The organism is Mariniflexile litorale, assembly GCF_031128465.2.
GTDB lineage: Bacteria > Bacteroidota > Bacteroidia > Flavobacteriales > Flavobacteriaceae > Mariniflexile > Mariniflexile litorale.
The window spans coordinates 2,857,813-2,878,663 of sequence record NZ_CP155618.1; the positions used below are offsets into that span (position 1 = coordinate 2,857,813).

General features: G+C 32.3%; 24 protein-coding genes. 10 read left to right on the forward strand and 14 right to left on the reverse strand.

Annotated features, from left to right (window positions below):
* Positions 1-105: 105 nt before the first annotated feature.
* Genes QLS71_RS11880 through QLS71_RS11890 form a run of 3 tightly spaced genes read left to right on the forward strand, consistent with a single transcriptional unit; the run spans position 106 to position 1,848 of the window.
* On the forward strand, positions 106-1,395 hold the full coding sequence (locus tag QLS71_RS11880) for a DEAD/DEAH box helicase (protein ID WP_308993471.1): 1,290 nt from the start codon (positions 106-108) through the stop codon (positions 1,393-1,395).
* A 5-nt stretch (positions 1,396-1,400) separates the two neighbouring features.
* Positions 1,401-1,625, forward strand: a complete 225-nt coding sequence (locus QLS71_RS11885; RefSeq protein WP_308993472.1) for a DUF6500 family protein — start codon at positions 1,401-1,403, stop codon at positions 1,623-1,625.
* Positions 1,606-1,848: a VF530 family protein gene (locus QLS71_RS11890; protein WP_308993473.1), complete on the forward strand. Its 243-nt coding sequence runs from the start codon at positions 1,606-1,608 to the stop codon at positions 1,846-1,848. The genes QLS71_RS11885 and QLS71_RS11890 overlap by 20 nt, the downstream gene beginning before the upstream one ends.
* A 22-nt stretch (positions 1,849-1,870) precedes the next feature.
* Here QLS71_RS11890 and QLS71_RS11895 read toward each other — a convergent pair whose 3' ends face one another.
* The 11 genes from QLS71_RS11895 to QLS71_RS11945 all read right to left on the reverse strand — a co-directional run bounded on the left by QLS71_RS11895 (position 1,871) and on the right by QLS71_RS11945 (position 11,590).
* Complete coding sequence (locus QLS71_RS11895; RefSeq protein ID WP_308993474.1) at positions 1,871-2,215, reverse strand: EF-hand domain-containing protein; 345 nt, start codon at positions 2,213-2,215, stop codon at positions 1,871-1,873.
* A gap of 91 nt (positions 2,216-2,306) precedes the next feature.
* Positions 2,307-2,756 (reverse strand): tRNA (cytidine(34)-2'-O)-methyltransferase, encoded by a 450-nt coding sequence (locus QLS71_RS11900; RefSeq protein ID WP_308993475.1) that lies wholly within the window; start codon positions 2,754-2,756, stop codon positions 2,307-2,309.
* A 270-nt stretch (positions 2,757-3,026) separates the two neighbouring features.
* The gene (locus tag QLS71_RS11905) at positions 3,027-4,307 is read right to left on the reverse strand and encodes an NAD(P)/FAD-dependent oxidoreductase (RefSeq protein WP_308993476.1); all 1,281 of its coding nucleotides are present in this window, start codon (positions 4,305-4,307) and stop codon (positions 3,027-3,029) included.
* A gap of 9 nt (positions 4,308-4,316) precedes the next feature.
* Positions 4,317-5,081, reverse strand: coding sequence for a tryptophan synthase subunit alpha (gene trpA, locus QLS71_RS11910; RefSeq protein ID WP_308993477.1), 765 nt, complete (start codon positions 5,079-5,081; stop codon positions 4,317-4,319).
* Positions 5,082-5,133: 52 nt separating this feature from the next.
* Positions 5,134-5,418, reverse strand: coding sequence for a GIY-YIG nuclease family protein (locus QLS71_RS11915; RefSeq protein ID WP_308993478.1), 285 nt, complete (start codon positions 5,416-5,418; stop codon positions 5,134-5,136).
* Positions 5,419-5,464: 46 nt separating this feature from the next.
* Positions 5,465-6,646: a tryptophan synthase subunit beta gene (trpB, locus tag QLS71_RS11920; protein WP_308993479.1), complete on the reverse strand. Its 1,182-nt coding sequence runs from the start codon at positions 6,644-6,646 to the stop codon at positions 5,465-5,467.
* A 70-nt stretch (positions 6,647-6,716) separates the two neighbouring features.
* A complete protein-coding gene (locus QLS71_RS11925; RefSeq protein ID WP_308993480.1) occupies positions 6,717-7,421 on the reverse strand; it encodes a phosphoribosylanthranilate isomerase in 705 nt (234 codons plus the stop codon).
* A gap of 112 nt (positions 7,422-7,533) precedes the next feature.
* Positions 7,534-8,316, reverse strand: coding sequence for an indole-3-glycerol phosphate synthase TrpC (gene trpC / locus QLS71_RS11930; RefSeq protein WP_308993481.1), 783 nt, complete (start codon positions 8,314-8,316; stop codon positions 7,534-7,536).
* 94 nt (positions 8,317-8,410) lie between these two features.
* Positions 8,411-9,403, reverse strand: a complete 993-nt coding sequence (trpD, locus tag QLS71_RS11935; RefSeq protein ID WP_308993482.1) for an anthranilate phosphoribosyltransferase — start codon at positions 9,401-9,403, stop codon at positions 8,411-8,413.
* A 54-nt stretch (positions 9,404-9,457) separates the two neighbouring features.
* Positions 9,458-10,042, reverse strand: a complete 585-nt coding sequence (locus QLS71_RS11940; protein ID WP_308993483.1) for an aminodeoxychorismate/anthranilate synthase component II — start codon at positions 10,040-10,042, stop codon at positions 9,458-9,460.
* Positions 10,043-10,186: 144 nt separating this feature from the next.
* The gene (locus tag QLS71_RS11945) at positions 10,187-11,590 is read right to left on the reverse strand and encodes an anthranilate synthase component I family protein (RefSeq protein ID WP_308993484.1); all 1,404 of its coding nucleotides are present in this window, start codon (positions 11,588-11,590) and stop codon (positions 10,187-10,189) included.
* A 313-nt stretch (positions 11,591-11,903) separates the two neighbouring features.
* On the opposite strand from QLS71_RS11945, the gene QLS71_RS11950 reads away from it, so the two are divergent.
* From QLS71_RS11950 to QLS71_RS11965, 4 genes are all read left to right on the forward strand, one after another.
* Complete coding sequence (locus QLS71_RS11950) at positions 11,904-12,443, forward strand: redoxin domain-containing protein (protein ID WP_308993485.1); 540 nt, start codon at positions 11,904-11,906, stop codon at positions 12,441-12,443.
* Between the two features lie 6 nt (positions 12,444-12,449).
* A complete protein-coding gene (locus QLS71_RS11955; protein ID WP_308993486.1) occupies positions 12,450-13,070 on the forward strand; it encodes a thioredoxin family protein in 621 nt (206 codons plus the stop codon).
* A 110-nt stretch (positions 13,071-13,180) separates the two neighbouring features.
* Positions 13,181-13,498 (forward strand): rhodanese-like domain-containing protein, encoded by a 318-nt coding sequence (locus tag QLS71_RS11960; RefSeq protein WP_308993487.1) that lies wholly within the window; start codon positions 13,181-13,183, stop codon positions 13,496-13,498.
* Positions 13,499-13,681: 183 nt separating this feature from the next.
* Positions 13,682-13,951 carry a hypothetical protein gene (locus QLS71_RS11965; RefSeq protein WP_308993488.1) on the forward strand — a complete coding sequence of 90 codons (270 nt, stop codon included), beginning with the start codon at positions 13,682-13,684 and terminating at the stop codon, positions 13,949-13,951.
* A gap of 117 nt (positions 13,952-14,068) precedes the next feature.
* On the opposite strand, the gene QLS71_RS11970 is transcribed toward QLS71_RS11965, so the two are convergent.
* Together QLS71_RS11970 and QLS71_RS11975 are read right to left on the reverse strand one after the other, a co-directional pair.
* Positions 14,069-14,287: a hypothetical protein gene (locus QLS71_RS11970; protein ID WP_308993489.1), complete on the reverse strand. Its 219-nt coding sequence runs from the start codon at positions 14,285-14,287 to the stop codon at positions 14,069-14,071.
* A 21-nt stretch (positions 14,288-14,308) separates the two neighbouring features.
* The gene (locus QLS71_RS11975) at positions 14,309-14,806 is read right to left on the reverse strand and encodes a DinB family protein (protein ID WP_308993490.1); all 498 of its coding nucleotides are present in this window, start codon (positions 14,804-14,806) and stop codon (positions 14,309-14,311) included.
* 311 nt (positions 14,807-15,117) lie between these two features.
* Between QLS71_RS11975 and QLS71_RS11980 the strand changes: the two genes are divergently transcribed.
* The 3 genes from QLS71_RS11980 (at position 15,118) to QLS71_RS11990 (ending at position 18,182) form a co-directional block, all read left to right on the forward strand.
* Complete coding sequence (locus tag QLS71_RS11980; protein ID WP_308993521.1) at positions 15,118-16,080, forward strand: YafY family protein; 963 nt, start codon at positions 15,118-15,120, stop codon at positions 16,078-16,080.
* A 298-nt stretch (positions 16,081-16,378) separates the two neighbouring features.
* Positions 16,379-16,708 (forward strand): hypothetical protein, encoded by a 330-nt coding sequence (locus tag QLS71_RS11985; protein ID WP_308993491.1) that lies wholly within the window; start codon positions 16,379-16,381, stop codon positions 16,706-16,708.
* A gap of 133 nt (positions 16,709-16,841) precedes the next feature.
* Positions 16,842-18,182 (forward strand): sigma-54 dependent transcriptional regulator, encoded by a 1,341-nt coding sequence (locus QLS71_RS11990; RefSeq protein WP_308993492.1) that lies wholly within the window; start codon positions 16,842-16,844, stop codon positions 18,180-18,182.
* Here QLS71_RS11990 and QLS71_RS11995 read toward each other — a convergent pair.
* A complete protein-coding gene (locus tag QLS71_RS11995) occupies positions 18,175-20,604 on the reverse strand; it encodes an ATP-binding protein (RefSeq protein WP_308993493.1) in 2,430 nt (809 codons plus the stop codon). The genes QLS71_RS11990 and QLS71_RS11995 overlap by 8 nt on opposite strands.
* Between the last annotated feature and the right edge of the window lie 247 nt (positions 20,605-20,851).

The window sequence follows — 20,851 nt, forward strand, 5'->3', positions numbered from 1 at the left end:
TGAATAAATTACCGTACCTTTGCCGCTTAATAAAAAAAGGGGTGATGTTTAATAAATAGATTGTCATCTCAAAATGTCCAATTAAGGACTAATCAAACAATTTATATGCAATTTAACTCATTAGGCTTATCTCAAGCCTTGCTAAAAGCTATTAGCAAAAAGGGATACACAACTCCAAGTCCTATTCAACAAAAAGCCATACCACATATATTACAAGGGAAAGATGTATTGGCAAGTGCACAAACCGGTACCGGTAAAACAGCTGGATTTACATTACCATTGTTGCATATTTTATCGGAAAATCCAAAAGAAAAATACAGACCCATTCGTGCATTAATTTTAACGCCAACACGTGAATTAGCGGCACAGGTATATGCAAATGTAAAAGAATACAGTGAGTTTTTAGAGTTGCGTAGTGCTGTTATTTTTGGAGGTGTTAACCAAAATCCACAAGTAGCAACCATTCGTCAGGGGATTGATGTATTGATAGCCACTCCAGGGCGTTTGTTAGATTTAATCAATCAGAACCACATATCATTAAAACGTGTTGAGATTTTAGTTTTAGATGAAGCCGATCGTATGCTAGATATGGGTTTTTTACGTGATATTGAGCGTATTATTAAAATCATGCCAGAAAAACGCCAAAACTTAATGTTTTCGGCAACCTTTTCACAAGATATTAAAAAACTAGCACATGGTATTTTAAATAATCCAGTGCAGGTAGAAGCCACTCCTGAAAATACTACAGTAGATGCTATTACTCAAAAAGTGTATCGTGTTGCCAAAGGTTTAAAAACCGACTTGATTATTAAGTTAATCTCAGACGGTAACTGGAAACAAGTCTTGGTTTTTACACGTACTAAACATGGTGCAAATAAACTTTGTGAAAAAATGGCAAAGGCAGGTATTAAAGCTGCGGCAATACACGGAAATAAAAGTCAAGGTGCGCGTACTAAAGCTTTAGGTGGTTTTAAAAATGGCAGTGTGAGTGTTTTAGTGGCGACTGATATTGCGGCACGTGGATTGGATATTCCATTATTACCACATGTTATTAATTTTGAATTGCCTAATATTTCTGAAGATTATGTACATAGAATAGGAAGAACGGGTAGAGCAGGAGCCAGTGGTGAAGCACTATCATTAGTAAGTGCTGATGAAACGACTTTTTTACGAGATATTGAAAAGCTAGTTGGAATGAAAATTCCTGTTGAAATTGTGGAAGGTTTTGAGCCCGATCCGAATGCTTCAACCCAACCTGAAAAACGTCAACAACGCGGTGGTGGAAACCGTTCTAGAAACAATGAGCGTTCTGGTAATTCAAATACCCAAAAAAACGACAGTAGCCGACGTCCTAAACGCAATAGTGACAGAAGCAGAAACGATAGACGTAATTAATAGCAATGAATCCAAGGTTAAGAGCTAAAATCATTCAAGTTTGTGATGAAAAAATAAAAGCTAAAGGCGACCAAGTGGGTGTGTCTTTTTATGCATTTTTTGAAAACAAAAATAATAACCCCGAATTGTTAATGGAAGCTGCCACTTGGTGGATTAAAGAACACCAGTTAGATCATTTTGAGAAAGCTGTAAAAATTAGAGATTTAGTAAATGGAACAGCAACCAAATAACCCATTGCATGGTATCAAACTAGAGCAAATTATTAACGATTTGGTCACGCATTATGGTTGGGAATACATGGGGTTTACTATTAAAATTAAATGTTTTACCGATAATCCTTCGATAAAATCGAGTTTAAAGTTTTTAAGGCGTACCCCGTGGGCTAGAACTAAAGTGGAAGCTATGTATTTAAACATGCTAAAACAGAATGAAAACAAAAAAGGTTCAAGTTAATTACTTGAACCTTTTTTATATTTTAATCTTCGCTAACTTCAGTGTTTTCTTTTTTCTTTTTCGCACCTTCGGGTCTTTTTTTGCCTTTTTCGCCTCTTAGCATACCAGATTTATATTCTTCTAGAGTTACAGAACCATTAGAGTCTGCGTCCATAGCAGCATATCGTTTTTCAAGAGTTTCAGTAGGTATTTCTTTTTTGGTTTTACGAGCTTTAAATTCATCTAAAGAAATAGAAGCATCTTTGTTTGTGTCTAGAGCAGTAAACATTTTTTCAGGGTCTGGTTTCTGTCTGTCTTGAGCGTTGCTTAAAGAAAAAGTAAATAAACCTAATACTAATACACCTAATTTTAATGTTGTTAATTTCATATTCTATTTTTTTTTAATTGTTTATAATAAGTTTAATGATGCTTAGACTATGCAATTAAAAAAAGGTTTAATGTCATGATTTATAATATATTTATAGATGTTTTAATCCTTCATAAACAACAATACCTACAGCATTCGCTAAATTTAAACTCCTAACCTTTTCGCTATAAATAGGGATTTTATATAATTGATTGGAGTGTGTTTCAATGATAGATTTAGGTAAGCCAACCGATTCTTTTCCAAAAACTAAAAAGAGATTATCTTCAAAAGGAATGTGCCAATGGTTTTTATTGCCATGACTAGATAGAAACACCATGTTTTGGTCTTTGTTTTTACTGAAAAATTCCTCAATGTTTTCATAATAAACAATCGATACGTGTTTCCAATAATCTAATCCAGCGCGTTTTAATCGCGTGTCGTCAATTTTAAAACCGAAGGGTCTAACCAAATGCAATGTAGAACCTGATGCCAATGCTAAACGTCCAATATTACCTGTATTATTGGGTATTTCGGGTTCAATAAGTACAATGTTTAAGGGCATAAAAAGTTTATTTGTATTTTATGCGAAGATACATATTAAAGGAAACTTTTATGGTTCAGTGTGAGTTGGATGGAATTATAAATACGAAACCATAATTGTTTTATAATGTTGAAGGATCATTATTAATAACATTCAAAATATAAAATCTACGAGGGAGTTGTTTATATTATTAGAGTTTGTCGATACTATGGGGCTTGTTTAATACTAAAATTAGCAAAGAATAGAGCTTTATAGCATAAATAGGGGGGGCAAATAAAGGGAATTAAAAAGTTAATCAGCCTTTTGTTTTACCTTTTTTGCGACTGGTTTCATTATAATACGTAAGGTACTATCATTGTTAAAATAACTAATGAACCAATTCATAAAGATCAAGAGTTTGTTTTTAACACTTAAAATAAGCATTAAATGAATAAACATCCAAGTAAACCAAGCCAAACGCCCTTGAAAACTAAACTTTGGTAAATCGACTACAGCTTTGCGTTTTCCAATAGTGGCCATAGAACCTTTATCGGCATACTCAAACTCTTTTTTAGGTTTGTTTCTGCTTATGTTTATTAAGTTTTTTGCCAATAACACCGCTTGTTGTTGTGCTACACTAGCTACTTGTGCATGTCCTTTGGGGTTGTTAGGGGTTTCCATATAAGCAATATCGCCTAGAGCGTACACATTATTTAAATGTTTAATTTCGTTAAAGCGATTTACTATAAGTCTGTTTCCTCTAGTTATACACTCCTTAGGGAACCCTTCAATAATATTACCAGTAACACCCGCAGCCCAAATAACGTTTTTAGAAGCTATCTTTTCACCGTTATTTAATGTAACGGTACTGCCATCATAGTCCTTTACCATGGTGCTTGTTTTAACAATAACTCCTAAATCTTCTAGATACTTTTGCGACATTTTTTGCGAACCTTCACTCATGGGGCTAAGTGTATGCGCCGTTCCTTCAAGTAAATAAATGGTGAGTTTGGAAAAGTCTTTATCAGGATAATCTTTAGGTAAAATGTTGCGTTTCATTTCCGCTAAAGCACCAGATAATTCTACACCCGTTGGTCCGCCACCAACAATTACAAAATTTAAAAGTGCCTGAAGTTTATCGGGGTCTGTGGTGTTTAGGGCGTCTTCAAAGGTCTGTAAAATACGGTTTCTAAGTTGAATCGCCTCGGGTATGGTTTTCATTGGGTAGGCATAATCTCTTAAATTTTCGCTTCCAAAATAATTGGTGGTACACCCGATAGCAATAACTAGATGATCATATTCAAAATCTCCAATAGAAGTTTTAACCGATTTTCCTTCGAGATTTATTTGACGCACTTTCGCAATTCTAATGCGTACGTTTTTTGATTTTTGAAACACTTTTCGCAGCGGAAAAGAAATACTTGCAGGCTCCAAGCGAGCCGTAGCCACTTGGTACATGAGTGGCTGAAATTGATGAAAATTATGTTTATCAATTAAATATACTTCGTAATTGGGGTGGTCTATTAAACCTTGGGCTAGTTTTAATCCAGCAAATCCAGCGCCTACAATTATTACTCTTTGTACATTAGCCATGGTATGTTTTTATTTTACTATAAAGTTTACAAAGTCTTTTATAGAATCGACGGGTTTTGTTGATATATATTTAATAAAAGCACTACCAATTATAGCACCTTTTGCATATTGTGTTGCTTGCATAAAGGTTTTATTATCTGAAATGCCAAACCCAATAATTTGAGGGTTTTTTAAATTCATGTCTGAAATACGTTTGAAGTAACCTGTTTGTTCGTCACCAAAACCAGATTGACTACCTGTAACGCTCGCACTACTCACCATATATATAAAACCGTTGGAAATAGAGTCAATAAAATGGATGCGTTCCACACTTGTTTGTGGGGTAATTAAAAACACATTAATAAGTCCGTATTTTTCAAACGTAGCTTTGTATTCATCATGATAAACATCAACCGGTAAATCGGGGATGATTAAACCATCAATACCAATTTCCTGACATTTTTTACAGAAAGCTTCTACGCCATATTGAAGCATTGGGTTGAAATAGCCCATGATGATTAATGGAATAGATACTGATTTTCTGATATCTTTTAATTGATTAAAAAGCACTTCAGTAGTCATGCCATTCTTCAGCGCTTGTGTAGAACTTGCTTGAATGGTTGGTCCGTCGGCTAAAGGGTCGCTGAACGGTAAACCAATCTCAATCATATCGACACCGCTTTTTTCTAGGTTTTGAATGATAGAAACGCTGTCATTTAAACTTGGGTAACCTGCTGTGAAATAAATAGATAATAACTTTTTATCTTCTTTTAGTTTTTTGTTTATTCTGTTCATTGAAAATGATATTTTTCATTCCCTCGCAGGAGGGAATCTTTTTATTGTATTTCTAAATGTACTCTGAAAGGTCTTTCCAGTCTGGATTTAAGCTATTTATTAAATTGATTTTCCATTCACGATTCCATTTTTTTATTTGTCTTTCTCTTTTTATTGAATTGTTAACATACCTTGTTGTTTCAAAATACACGAGTTTATTAACATTATATTTTCCTGTAAACGTTTTAAGACTATTATTTTTATGTTGTTTTAATCTGTCTTTTAACTGTTTTGAGCGCCCAACATATAGAACCGCATGGTTTTTATTTGTAAGTATGTATACATAATGAATATCCATATAGATTCATGAGTTTTCCGCCTTCGCGGAAATGAAAAACAAATTATCAAATTTTAAAATAATCAATATAGTTTTGTAAATCCTTATCACCACGTCCAGATAAACTAACTACCACGATATCGTTTGGTTTAAATGTTTTCTGTTCGAAAATGGCTAAGGCATGCGAGCTTTCAATAGCAGGAATAATACCTTCTAACTTACATAATTGTAAACCTGCTTTCATGGCTTCATCATCGGTAATAGACATGAATTGAGCCCGACCTGTTTTCGCTAAATGTGCATGCATAGGACCAACACCAGGATAATCTAAACCTGCCGAAATAGAGTAAGGTTCGGTAATTTGACCGTCTGGAGTTTGCATCAAAAGGGTTTTACAACCATGAATAATACCTTCTTTTCCTAGAACTGAAGTAGCTGCGCTTTCACCAGAATCGATACCCAAACCTGCAGCTTCAACTGCTATGATTTTCACATCTGGTTCATGTAAATAATGGTAATAAGTACCAGCAGCATTGCTACCACCACCAATACAAGCAACAACGTAATCTGGGTTTTTACGACCTTCGTGTTCTTTTAATTGCCATTTTATTTCTTCAGAAATGATGGCTTGAAAACGGGTTACCATATCGGGGTAGGGATGTGGCCCTATGGCAGAACCTATAATATAATGGGTATCAACAGGATTGTTTATCCAATCACGAATGGCTTCGTTGGTGGCGTCTTTTAATGTTCGGCTTCCCGACAAAGCAGGAACAACCGTTGCTCCTAACATTTTCATACGAGCCACGTTTGGTGCTTGACGTGCAATATCAATTTCGCCCATGTAAACAATACATTCTAGCCCCATTAAAGCACAAACCGTGGCAGTGGCAACACCGTGTTGACCAGCCCCCGTTTCAGCTATAATACGATGTTTTCCTAAGCGTTTTGCCATTAAAATTTGACCAATAGTATTATTTATTTTGTGAGCCCCCGTATGGTTTAAATCTTCACGCTTTAAGTAAATTTTGGTGTTGTATTTTTCAGAAAGACGTTTCGCAAAATAGAGGGGAGAAGGACGCCCCACATAATCCTTTAAAAGTTGGTCGAACTCTTTTCTGAAATCGGGTTCAGCCATTATTTGTAAATAATTCTTGCGCAATTCTTCTACGTTTGGATATAGCATTTCTGGAATGTATGCGCCTCCAAATTCACCATAATACCCTTTTTCGTTAACGTTGTAATTCATGTTTTTGTATATTTACGTCATTGCGAACGCCGTGAAGGAATCTGTTTGTTTTTAGTTTCAAACTTAGAGATTACTTCGTCATTCGTTCCTCATTCTTCGTAATGACAGTGTCTTTAAATTCTTTTAATAGTTCAATATTCTTTAATCCAGCTTCTATTTCAAATTTGCTATTAACGTCAATAGCATAACAGTATTTTGAAGCGTTACTTTGTTGAAATTGTTTTAGGTTTTCTGTTTCTTCCAATCCAATACCACCACTTAAAAAGAAGGGCTTGGTTGATGGATAATTGTTTAATACATCCCAATTGAAGGTGAAACCATTGCCTCCAGGTAACTTGCCTTTCGTGTCGAATAGAAAGTAATCGCAAACAGCTTCATAAGGTTTTAATACATCAAAGTTGAATTCGTTTTTAATGGAAAATACTTTGATGATTTCTAGTTTTTCATCATTGTGAGACTTTTTTTCAAAGTCGAAGTAATCTATTTTTTTTGATGAGATTATTTCCTCGTTCCGCCCGTCGTAATGACGTTTCAATTCTAAACAATATTCAGGAGATTCTTCACCATGAAGTTGAACCGCTTGTAAATTATGAGTCGTTATTTTTTCAATAACAGTATCAATAGCTTCATTAACAAACACACCTACTTTTTTTATTGATTTGGGTAAAGCAGGCATTAGAATATCAAAATATCTTACAGATTTTTTATGAAATATAAATCCAAGATAGTCTGGTTGCAAAGTTGCAACTTGTTCTATGTTGTCTTGATATTTCATTCCGCAGACTTTAATCCTCACCCCAGCACTCTCCGAAGGAAAGGGAGTAGATGGTGTTATATTTTTAAGTTTTTTATTCATAAGAGTATGCATCCTCCTTCTTTGCGAGGAGTTAGAGGAGGCTTTTAATAAATTGTTTTGCACTTTCTCCTGCATCATCAGTTTTCATGAAGTTTTCACCAATTAAAAAACCTTGGTATCCGTAAGGTTGTAATTCTTTAATGGCTTCTATATTGCTAATGCCGCTTTCAGATACTTTTACAAAATCGGTTGGTATGAGTGTACTTAGACGTTTACTGGTTTCTAAACTGACATCGAAAGTTTTTAAATTTCGGTTATTTACGCCCAACATATCTAAACTTGGCATGATGGATTTATGTAATTCTTCTTCGTTATGCACTTCCAACAACACATCTAAATTTAAACTTTTTGCAAATTCTGAAAATTGCTTAATCTCGTTTCTGGTTAGAATAGCAGCAATTAATAGAATAACATCGGCACCATAGGCTTTTGCTTCTAGCAATTGGTATTCGTCTATAATAAATTCTTTACGTAAAAGCGGTACATTACAACTGGCTCTGGCGGTTAATAAATCGTCTAAAGAACCGCCAAAATATTTACCATCTGTTAAAACGGACATTCCACAAACGCCTGCATCTTCATAGCCTTTGGCAACATCAAATACGTTTAGGTTTTGATTGATAACGGATTTTGAAGGAGATCGGCGTTTATGTTCAGCAATAATACCCGTTTGGCTGTTACGTAGTTTATTTGCTAGTGAAAAGGTTTGTCTATCAAATAAAACCGATTGTTCCAATTGACTCATAGGAATTAATGATTTTCTTAAATCGACTTCCTTGCGTTTATCTGCTACAATTTTATCTAGTATGTTCATTTTTATTCTGATTCGTCATAGCGAGGTTTTTTAAAGGCGAAGCAACCTGACTCTATTGATGAGATTACTTCGTCGTTTCCTCCTTGTAATGACGTTATTTACTTAATTCAACCAATATATCTAAACTAGTTTTTGCTTTTCCTGAAAGCAGCGATTCTTTAGCTAATTCAAAGCCCTCTTTATGACTAATTTTCTTAGTGGTTGCAATAGCTAATCCTGCATTAGCACACACCACATTGTTTTGCTGTTCGGTGCCTTTTCCTTGAATGACATCGATAAATATTTTAGCAGATGATTCTACAGTATTACCACCAAAAATAGATTCTTGAGTAATTTCCGAAAGCCCTAAATCTTCTGGTGAAAACATCCTTTCAGAATGGTTTGAAATCACTTTTGCTTTTCCCGTCAAAGATATTTCATCGTAACCATCTAAAGCATGTACAATGGAATAATTTTTATCCGTATTTTGATACAAATATCCATAAAGGCGAAGCAGTTCTAAATTGAAGACACCCACCATTTGGTTTTTTGGAAAGGCTGGGTTTACCATTGGACCTAGCATATTGAAAAAAGTTTTTACACCCAATTCACGACGAATAGGTGCCACGTTTTTCATGGCAGGGTGGAAGAGTGGTGCATGCAACACGCAAATACCCGCTTTTTCAATGCTATGTTTTAGAAAGTCTTCGTTACTTGAAAATTTGATGCCTAAATATTCCATAACATTTGAAGAACCACAAGCTGAAGATACGCCATAATTACCATGTTTTGCAACATGAACACCTGCACCTGCAGTTACGAATGATGCTAAGGTTGAAATGTTAAATGTGTCTTTACCATCACCACCAGTTCCACATAAGTCAATTGCATTAAAATCTTTTAAATCAATAGGAATGCATAATTCTAAAAGCGCATCACGAAACCCTTGTAACTCGTTAAGCGTGATGCTACGCATCATGTAAACGGTTAAAAAAGCGGCAATTTGACTTTGGTTATAATCACCTTTTGAGATATTTACCAAAACCTGTTTAGCTTCTTCACTTGAGATACTTTCGTGGTTTATAAGTCTGTTTAATATGTTTTTCATTCCTCTCCCTAACCCTCTCCTAAGGAGAGGGGATTTTTATTAATTATATTCTTTTTAAGCCCCTTTGGGGTTTGGGGAATTTACCCAGTTTTCAAGTATTTGTTTTCCATTCGGTGTTAATACCGATTCTGGATGGTATTGCACGCCTCTTACATCATATACTTTATGACGTAAAGACATAATTTGTCCGTTAGCATCCACCGAAGTGGCTTCTAAACATTCTGGTAAATCTGGATTTACAACCCAAGAATGATAACGCCCCACCTCAATTTCTTTATCCATGCCACTAAACAAATTTTCATCATCAACAATAATTTTAACCTTAGTAGCCACACCATGGTACACATCGTCTAAATTAACTAGTGAACCACCAAAAACTTCGCCAATGGCTTGTTGACCCAAACACACCCCTAAAATACTTTTTGTAGATGCGTAACGTTCGATAATAGGTTTTAGTAAACCCGCCTCGTCAGGAACACCAGGACCTGGTGATAATACTATTTTATCAAAAGGCTCGACATCATCCAGCGTTAATTTGTCGTTTCTAACCACGGTTACATCGCAATTTAAATCTTCTAAATAATGCACCAGATTGTATGTGAAACTATCGTAATTATCTATAACTAATACTTTTGTCATTTTTTTATTTTTTTGAGACCTCACATGTTTTTTAAATCTATGAGGTCTTATTTGTTTGCGTTAGGGATTGTAGCGGCATCCTTTTTTGCCATTAAAAGCAAAAAAGATATAGCGAAAAGCCCGACCCTTGCGGTAACGCCCTTATTATATGTCTTCGGCTAATTCAATAGCTTTTGTTAGTGCACCTAATTTATTATATACTTCTTGCAATTCGTTTTCGGGGATTGATTTTGATACAATACCTGCACCTGCACGCCAATGCAGTTCATGGTTTTTACTTAAAAAGGTACGAATCATGATGGCATGATTAAAATTGCCATTAAAATCCATAAAGCCAATAGCGCCGCCATAAAAGGAACGACTGGTTTTTTCGTACTGTTCAATAAGTTGCATGGCTCGGTGTTTGGGCGCACCACTTAATGTACCAGCAGGAAACGTATCGGCAACCACTTGCATGGTGGTGGTTTCTTCGTGTTTTTGTCCTGTAACTTTACTAACTAAGTGAATAACGTGCGAAAAAAATTGCACTTCACGATAGGTGTCTACAGTCACGTTACTACCGTGTCTACTTAAATCATTTCTGGCTAAATCTACTAGCATTACGTGTTCGGCGTTTTCTTTGTCGTCTACCTTTAGTTCTTGCGCTAATTCAGCATCTTGTGTGTCGTTTCCAGTACGTTTAAAAGTACCAGCTATGGGATGAATTTCAGCTTTTCCTTCACTAACAATAAGTTGAGCTTCTGGTGAACTACCAAAAATTTTGAAGTTGCCATAATCAAAATAAAATAGATAAGGTGATGGATTGATGCTGCGTAAAGCACGATATACATTGAACTCATCGCCTTTAAATTCTTGAGTAAAACTTTTTGAAAGTACCAGTTGAAATACATCGCCACGACCACAATGTTTTTTTGCTAACTCAACATGTTTTTTATATTCATCATCGGTTAAGTTGGAAGTGATCTCTCCGCTAGAAGTAAAGTTGTAGGAAGCAAAGTTTTTAACTTTAATAAGATGGTCTATTTCATCAATGTTCGGTTTAGAATCATAACAATGCGCGAAAATATAGGCTTCATTTTTTTGATGATTAATAGCAATGATATTTTTATAAACAGCATAATAAACATCAGGAATGTTTATCGAGTTCTCTTTTTTTGAAATAGTGATATCTTCAAAATAACGAACGGCATCATAAGCTATATATCCAAAAATACCATTGTTTATAAATTTGAATTCTTCTTCAGAATTTACTTCAAAACGTTTTGTGAATTGGTGTATTGCTTCGGTAACACTGGTTGTGCTATCTATAACATTACTTGTTTCACTGCCGTCTGGAAACGTTTGGGAAATAGTTTCGTTTTCAACCTTAATAGTTGCAATGGGGTTAAAACAGATGTATGAAAAGCTATTATCATTGGCATGATAATCACTACTTTCTAACAAAATGCTGTTAGGATATTTGTCTCTTATTTTTAAATAAATGCTAACAGGCGTAATGGTATCTGCTAGAATTTTTTTGTAATGCGTGTATAAATTGAATTTGTTCATTTAAAATAGTTTTACAAAAAAGGCTTGTCGTGAATGACAAGCCTTTTGGATATTTTGAGTTTTAAATATACTAGGGTTTTACTTCACGAAACGTAAGTTTATAAAGCTCCACCACCAAGTATTATTTAAAAATGATTTCATTATTGATTTTTTAACGAGTTCAAATATAGAAATGATAATATAATTATGCAATACTTTAAGGTGTTTTTTATATAAAAATTTGTTAAACTATATTCTAACTATAAAGTATTAATTATTTTTATGCTTCTATTGAATTTTGTAATAGTCAGTTTGTCAAACATTAAATATATAAATGAAATTTAAAATAGTATTCATTTTTGCACTTGCATTGGTAGGTTGTAATAATTCTAAAAAAGTAGATTTAGTTGTTAATAAAGAAGTAACAATTGAGAATTCTGCCATTCTAAAAAATGATGATTTAGAAGTGTATGATTATGCCGGTTTCGAAAAGTTTTTGAATAAAAAAGATAATAAAATATATGTTATAAACTTTTGGGCAACTTGGTGTGCACCTTGTGTAAAAGAATTACCCTATTTTGAAAAATTGAATACCGAATATGCTAATAAAAATGTGGACGTGTTGTTGGTGAGTTTAGATTTTCCACATTTATATGATTCCAAGTTAAAACCTTTTATAAAGGATAAAAAACTGAAATCGAAAGTAATTGCTTTAGATGATGTTGATATGAATACTTGGATACCTAAAGTAGACAAAACATGGTCTGGTTCTATACCAGCAACTATTATTTATAAAAATGATACACGTAAATTTTTCGAGAAATCATTTAGTTATGAAGAATTAGAAACTGAAGTTAAACAATTTTTAAAATAGAATACGATGAATAAGACAATTAAATTAATCGCTGCAGCTGTAATTGTAATATGTGTTAGCGCATTTACAATAGGAAAAACTACTTTAGGTGAAGGTTATAAAATAGGCGATATCGCTGAAGATTTTTCACTTAAAAATATTGATGGAAAAATGGTATCGCTATCCGATTATAAAAATGCCAAAGGATTTATAGTAACATTTACCTGTAATACCTGTCCGTATGCAGTTGCATATGAAGACAGAATTATAGCTTTAGATAAAAAATATGTATCAAAAGGTTATCCTGTAATTGCTATTATGCCAAATAATGTATCTATGAAACCAGACGATAATTTAGATGCGATGAAGCAAAGAGCTAATGAAAAAGGATTTACATTTCCTTATTTAATTGATAAAGAACAAAAAGTGTTTCCAAAGTTTGGAGCTACAAAAACACCACACATGTTTTTGCTTCAAAAAACCAAAAAGGGTAATGTGGTTAAATATATAGGAGCCATTGATGATAATTATAAAGATGCAGCATCTGTAACAACAAAATATGTTGAAAAGGCAGTTGATGCTTTATTAGAAGGTAAAGACATTGAACAAGCCGAAACGAAAGCAATAGGTTGTTCTATAAAAGTTTAATGTTTTAGACAATGAACGTTTAAAAAAATCTAAAGTGTAATACTTTGGATTTTTTTTCGTCTATAAATTTAAGAAGTATTAAATTTGTATGATACAAATAGATTAAAACAATGGAAGATTTATCACAAGAAGAATGGGCATCTCAATTAGCTGAGGATAAAAATGCAGTAATCTTAGATGTAAGAACGGATGCTGAAGTTGCCGATGGTATTATACCAAATGCCATTCATATGGATATCTATAAAGGTCAAGATTTTATAGATGAAGTTGAAGCCTTAGATAAAGATAAAAACTATTATGTGTACTGTCGATCTGGAAACAGAAGCGGTCAAGCCTGCGCTATTATGGAGCAGTTAGGGTTTACAAATGCATATAATTTAGAAGGAGGTATTTTGGAATGGGAAGGCGATTTGGTAGATTTAGAATAATTTAACGATAAGTTTATTCTTTAATTTTTTAACTGTTTTTCTTATAATTTGCGCTTTGAACTTGTTTTTGAGTACTTTACCTTTTTTATTTTAGACATAAAATTCTTTTTTATAATTTTATTATTAGTTAGAGGTTTATAACCATCATTTAAAACTCAAGAATTAAATTAATCCAAATTTATTATGCAAAACAATTATGTCATTTTAGGAATTTTAGCTTTATTATTTATAAGTATGTATGGCTATGCTTATTTTTCTGTTATTTTAGAAAAAATGAGAGAGAGAAAGAATAAGCAAAAAAATATTGAAAAAGAAGAATTAAGACGTTTAGAAAGCAAAAGAAAACAAGAACTAATTGATGAAAGAGTAAGAAAGTTTAATGAACGAAAAGAAGAAATCCATCGTGAGTTAATGCTTTTAGAAAAAATGAAAGAAAAGCAAAGAGTAAGCTAAACTAAATTTTTATATAAAAAAAGTCCATGTAGATTAAATTTACATGGACTTTTTTGTTTTCTGCACTTAATTTTATTTTGTTTATTTTTTATAAATGATGTTATGTTTATTACTAAGTCAATGTAACTCTTCACATACAAAACCATGATTGTTTAAAATGGTGCTAACAGTATCACTTTTAATAGTTTGAGTTTCGACTCTAAGGATATTGTCGCAATCTTCCAAATCGAAATTCCAATAACCATTTGTACTAATTAAATTATTTAAAAAAGGTTGTATTGTTTTAACATGACTTTTTTTGGAAATAGAAGTTTTAAATACTAAAACGGTTTTCATTGTGGTTGGTTTTTAAATTAATTAACGTTCATAAAATGCAGGAGGTTCAATACCTAAAGAGCGCAAATACACATAACCTTGTCCGCGATGGTGAATTTCATTATCTATAAAATAAAATATAGATGAGTATACCGTACCTTCATATTGACCAAATATTTTAATATTCTTTTGAAATTGTTCTGGTTCAATTTGAACCCAATAGGTGTTAATTTCATCCGTTGCTTCATCCCATAAATCAAGAATTTTTGTTTTTTTGTTGCCATGTTCAAAATGTTCATTAAGAGGAGATGATATTCCTGTAGCTATTTCTTTGATACCTGGTCCTCCGATACCCAAAAGTTCCATTAGCATTTCAGAGAAAGGACGCATCCCACCAATAGTATGATTAAAAAGGGCTTCTTCAGGGAAAGCTTCAATAGCTCTACGGGTTAAAGCCCTGTGACCTTGCCAATGGTTTATCAAATCTGTTGGTGTAATAACGTCGTGCCATTTTGTGTTTTTGTTTTGACTAGTTTCCATAAGTGTTGATTTTAAAGTGGTTTTTATTTCTAAACCAAAATTATAAAGGAGGTGTGACAGCCTTTTGTCAGTAGTGAAAAATATTTATAATTTTATTTTTAAACTTCTAGATACTAATTAGTTGTGACGTAATTTCTTTCAGAGAATAAATCATTTTATTTAAGAAAATATATTCATAGTTGACAAAGGGTTGTCATAACATCTGTGTTACTTTATAATATTAATATTGAATTGCTATGAATAAAATGAAGTTTCATTTTGGTTTATACTTTCATTTGAAGTCCTATCTTTGGAAAATATGTTATGCTATTATGAGTTTAGATTCTGTAAAACGTTTTGACCGTATTGTTGCTATTCTTGTACAATTACAATCTAAACGCATTGTTAAAGCACAAGAATTAGCAGACCGATTTCAAGTAAGTTTACGCACTATTTACAGGGATATAAGAACTTTGGAAGCATCGGGTGTACCTATAGTTAGTGAAGCTGGTGTGGGGTATTCTATTATGGATGGATATAGATTACCTCCTGTTATGTTTTCACGTGAAGAAGCTGGAAGTTTTGTGGCTGCAGAAAAATTTATGCAAAAGTTTGTTGATAAATCTTTGGGGAGTTACCATGAGTCTGCAATGTATAAAATTAAATCGGTGTTACGCGGGCGTGAAAAAGATTGGATTTCAGCATTAGAATCGCAAATTATGGTGGACCCTTCTCAGGAACTCTTTAATAAAGATTTACCCCATGCCTTGGAAATTCTTTTTGAAAGTATAGCCGAAAAGAAACAAGTATTTTTGAAATACCATGCGATGAATAGTGAAATACCTTCTGAAAGACATATAGAACCCGTAGGTATGTTTCATGAAAATGGATTTTGGTATGTATTGGGGTATTGCCATCTTAGAAAAGATTACAGACAATTTAGAACTGATAGGATGTTGTTGATAAATAGAACTCAGGTTCCATTTACCATAGAGCACGGAACTATAGATGAGCATCGACAAAAAAATGAAACAGTTCCAAAAACAAAAGTTGTAATTTTAGTCGATAAAAGTGTATCGCGCTATTTAAGTAGTGGAAGGAAACACTATGGCTTTGTTTCTGAAACCGTAAATGGTAATTATGTAGAAATGACCTTTATGACCACTGATACCGAAAATGGATTCTCTAGATGGTATCTTATGTTTTGTGATTATGCTAAAATTATAGAACCCGAAAGTTTAAAACACCGGGTTATGGATATCTTGAAAAAGGCAGAATCGAAAATTTTGAGTTAAAAATTCGTATTTAGAAAGAATAATATTCGGGTAGAAATAAGTGACAGTGTTGTAAAGGTATTTTAAATAGTTCTTGTTGTCTTTAATTATGAGTTACAACTGTATAATTTATACACAACCCATCCTAAAATTACACACTTTTTATACATGTAATATTCATTAGGTATAAACTCCTTTTTTATTAATTATCTCACAAACAGTTTGTTGTGTGTTTTTAGCTATTGTTTTTTATTCATGGCATATTTATTTCTTTATACTAATTGTAATTAAATATTAATAATTAATAAAAATAAAAATTATGAAAAAGTTAATTTTAACCGTAGCAATTTTAGCAAGTGGAGTTTCAACTTTCGCTATGTCAAACAACATTTTACCAATTGAAGGAATCAACATTGTAATGAATAATGAATTCAAAGAAATTACACTTGATAAATTACCAGCAGCCGTAACGAATGCTGTTGAAAAAGATTATGCATCAGCTACCATTAGCAAAGCCTATGTGAATAGTAAAGAGCAATATAAATTAGATCTAACTATCGATGGTAATTCAAGTACAGTTTATGCTGATAAAGATGGAAACTGGATAGAAGAAAGTGCTACTACTGAAAAAAAACAAGGAGCTGAGTAATATATAATAAGATATTATTGACCTTAATTTATTGGAAAGGGACGTTTTTAATTAAAAACGTCCCTTTTTTTATGTTTTTATTAAATGTTTTACAGATATCATCTTAGTATTTTTGTAAGAAGCTAATGAGTTTATGAAGAATATCCTATTGATAGAAGATGATGTGGCATTTTCTGAAATGCTAAAACATTTCCTAAAACGCCATCAATATATAGTGGATGTTAGCTATAATATCCACAACGCCTCTGCTTTATTAAAAAAGCAAAATTACGATTTGGTTTTTACAGATTTGAGGCTTCCAGATGGCGACGGTATTGATTTTTTAAAGCAAATAAAGAAAAGCCACAGTCATATCCCCGTGGTTTTAATGACTAGTTACGCCGAAGTATCTACAGCAGTGCAAGCTATGAAACAAGGAGCATTCGATTATATTTCAAAACCTTTCAATCCCGATGAAGTTTTAGAAGTTATTAGTAATGCTTTAGAAGTAAAAAAAACCGATGTTATTGTACCAAAGACTAAAGCCAAAAAAGCTAGTGGCACATCACATGTAGATTTTGTAGAGGGCATTAGCGCATCCTCAAAAACCTTAAATGAATATATCCATTTAGTAGCACCGACTAGCATGTCTGTATTAATAACAGGTGAGAGTGGTACAGGTAAAGAAGTGGTTGCAAAAAATATTCATTTAAAGAGTTTACGAGGTGATAAGCCGTTTATTGCAGTAGATTGTGGTGCCATACCTAAAGAAATTGCTTCTAGCGAATTTTTCGGACATAAAAAAGGATCCTTTACAGGTGCCACAGATGATAAAATAGGGCATTTTGAATCGGCTAATGGTGGCACGCTTTTTTTAGACGAAGTAGGAAATTTAACTTATGAAAACCAAGTGCAATTGTTGCGCGCATTACAAGAGAGAAAGGTAAAACCTATAGGAAGTAGTGATGAAATTTCTGTGGATATTCGATTGATTACTGCTACGAATGAAGATTTGTTGAGAGCTGTTGAAAAAGGAGATTTTAGAGAAGACTTATATCATCGTTTGAATGAATTTTCAATAAAAGTTCCGAATTTAAAAGATAGACACGATGATTTGATTTTATATGCCGATTTCTTTTTAAATAAGGCGAATGAGCAGTTAAATAAATCTATTGCTGGCTTTTCAAAAGAGGTGTTGATGCTTTTTCAAAATTATCATTGGCCTGGTAATTTAAGGGAATTGTCAAATGTTATTAAAAGAGCTACATTATTAACGCAAACAGACTTTATTGATACGCATGTTTTACCAGAGGAATTGCTTCATTCTAAAAAAAGCAATGTGTCTTCTAATAAATTCTCTACTAAAGAAAACGAAAAAGAACTTATTATAAATGTTTTACAAGAAGTTGATAATAATAAAACACAAGCAGCTAAATTGTTAAACATCACTAGGAAAACACTTTATAATAAAATGAAGGCATACAGTCTTAATTAAGATAGTTTTCTAGTGATGTTATGAAGTTTTTTAGGTTCTTTTCAAAATCAATAAAAAGCGTATGATCAATTTTATTACTCGTTTCAAACGTTTCTAAAAAAGGAATAAGCTGTGTTACTTCCAATTGTTTATACATACTCAGCATTCTATGGCTAATGCTGTTAAAAGTATCAATATCATTATTTTTTTTGGCTTCTTTTAATGAAAAAAGGTTGTTTTTGGTGTCTTCTAAAAAAATGTACAATGTTTTTTTTATAGCCGCATCATCATCATTTAAAAAGGAACCTAAAGTCTTTATGTTAAAACCATGTGGTTGTTTAGTGGTTTCCTTTGTTATAGTTTGGTTCGTAGCTTTAAATAAGTTTGAATCAAAAAAATGCTGTAAAATGGTATCTAGTTTTTTATTACAGAATGGTTTTATCAACACTTCAGAAAAGCCACTATTTATATAATCGGTTATAGATAAATTAGATCTTCCAGTCATGGCAATGATAGGTTGGTTGTTGTAAGCACTATGATTTTTTAGAGTTTCCATAAAATGAATGCCATTCATTTTAGGAAGTTGAATATCTGTTAATACGAAATCAAAAGAGATTTTATCGATGGTTTCTAGAGCGCTTTGTGCATTCTCAAAAAGATGCGTTTCAATACCGTATTGGTATAAAAAATCGTTGATTAGATGTCGCATAGAAGAATCATCTTCTATAACTAGTGCCTTTAAATTGTAAAGTTTGACTATTTCAGGCTGATTTTTTTTGTTTAATAGTTGTTCAGATAATGTGATTGGAATTTTTAAAATAAATGAGCTTCCTTTTCCTAATTCGCTTTTTAAAGTTAATGTACCACCTAATAATTCGGTTAGCTTTTTAGAAATAGTGAGGCCTAAACCAAAACCATTTTGTTTGTTTTCTTTAGTATTATCACCTTGTGTGAAAGCTTTAAAAATGTGTTTTTGTTGATTTTTACTAATACCAATTCCTGTATCGCTTACTATAATTTCTAAAGTGTATTGATGGTTGTTTGAGTGAAGTTTAGTTTCAATTGTTATCGAACCTTTATTTGTGAATTTACAAGCGTTGGTAATTAAATTATATAAAATTTGTTTCATCCGAAAGGGGTCACTTATAATAGAATTCTCAATAGCTATGTCATGTTTTAAAATGAAGACTATAGAATCATTTTGTATGAGGTTTTTAGCAGTAATTTGAATCTCATTTATAAGGTTTTCCAAATTGAAAGGGATGGACTCTATAGAAATATTATTGTTTTCTAGCTTTGAAAATTCTAAAAGATCATCTACTAATTGTCCCATATATGCTGAAGCATTCTGTATGTGATCCACATAGTTTTTGTCTTTGATGCTGTATGTCGATTTTTGAAGTAATTCACTATAACCCGTAATGGTGCTTAATGGGGTTCTTAGATCATGGCTTACCATAGAAATTAATTGTTCTCTACTTTTTAAAAGTGAAGAAGTCGTTTTATTGGCTTCTTCCAACTTTAAACGATACCGTTGACTTTTCCAAAAATCATTTAAAAAGATAATTGAAAAAATGATAATGATGATAAAACTGATACCTGCAGCATAAAGAATGATATTGGTACTTCGGTTAAGTGTTTTTTCTCTTTGTTTGTTAATAGTGTTAGAGTATTGAAGGATGCCTTTTTCTAAGGTGCTTAACAATTCTTGTAGTTTTCTTGAAATGGTTAAGTCGTTTTCAATTAAATCTCGTTCTTTTTTTTGCAAGGAAATACGCTGTTTACTAGATGCTGTTTGAGCTTCTTTAAGCATGTTTTTGGAAATAGATAAAATGGAATCTATTTGTTTCTGGTCGATATTATTAATGGAATCTTGAGGATTGTATTTATTAAGAATTTTGACGTATTCTTCCAAATTTAGATAGGTTTGTTTATCTAAAGAATTGGGGTTTTCGACAAAATCCGTAATAGAAATTTTACCTAAAAAGGAGTCAATAGAACTTAACTTATTAAGGGCTGTGTTTATAGAGGCATCAGAATTGTCACTAAGTTTTAGGTTTTTTAAATCGCTTATGTTTTTAAGTTTTTTATCTATTACAAGTTTAATGCTATCTAAAATAAATTCTTGAGACCCGTTATTTGTTATAAAATTTAGTGAGTCAATTTTTAATAATAACTGGTTGTTTTCATAAACATATTCGTTGAATTTTGTTGTAGAATTTAACTGAATAGCAGCTCTTGCTAAACTTTCATTTTCATAAATATTGGCAATTAAACTTCCTACTTTTACAATTTTACTTCTATCGGATATATCCTCTTTTTGTAATTGTGTGAACGTTTTGATTTCAGAAAGCACTAAAATGCCCGAAATGGTAGCTAAAATTCCAAGAATAAAATAGCCTATTAATACTTTAAAAGTAATTCGGTGTTTAGGAGACTTCATATATAGGTTGATTATTTTTTAATATCAATCAACTATTTATATACGTATTGAGGTGGGGTATAGTCTAAGCCTATTTAAAAAAATGATAAGAATATACTTTTTAATATCAATAACTTTTAAAATAAACACAACTTATTTACAAAAATGTTTGATAGTAACATTCCAATTAAGTAAGTATGTTCAATTTGTTTTATTTTTACTAAAATTAAAATATTAAATAGAGTTATTTATATCATTCAATTTTTGT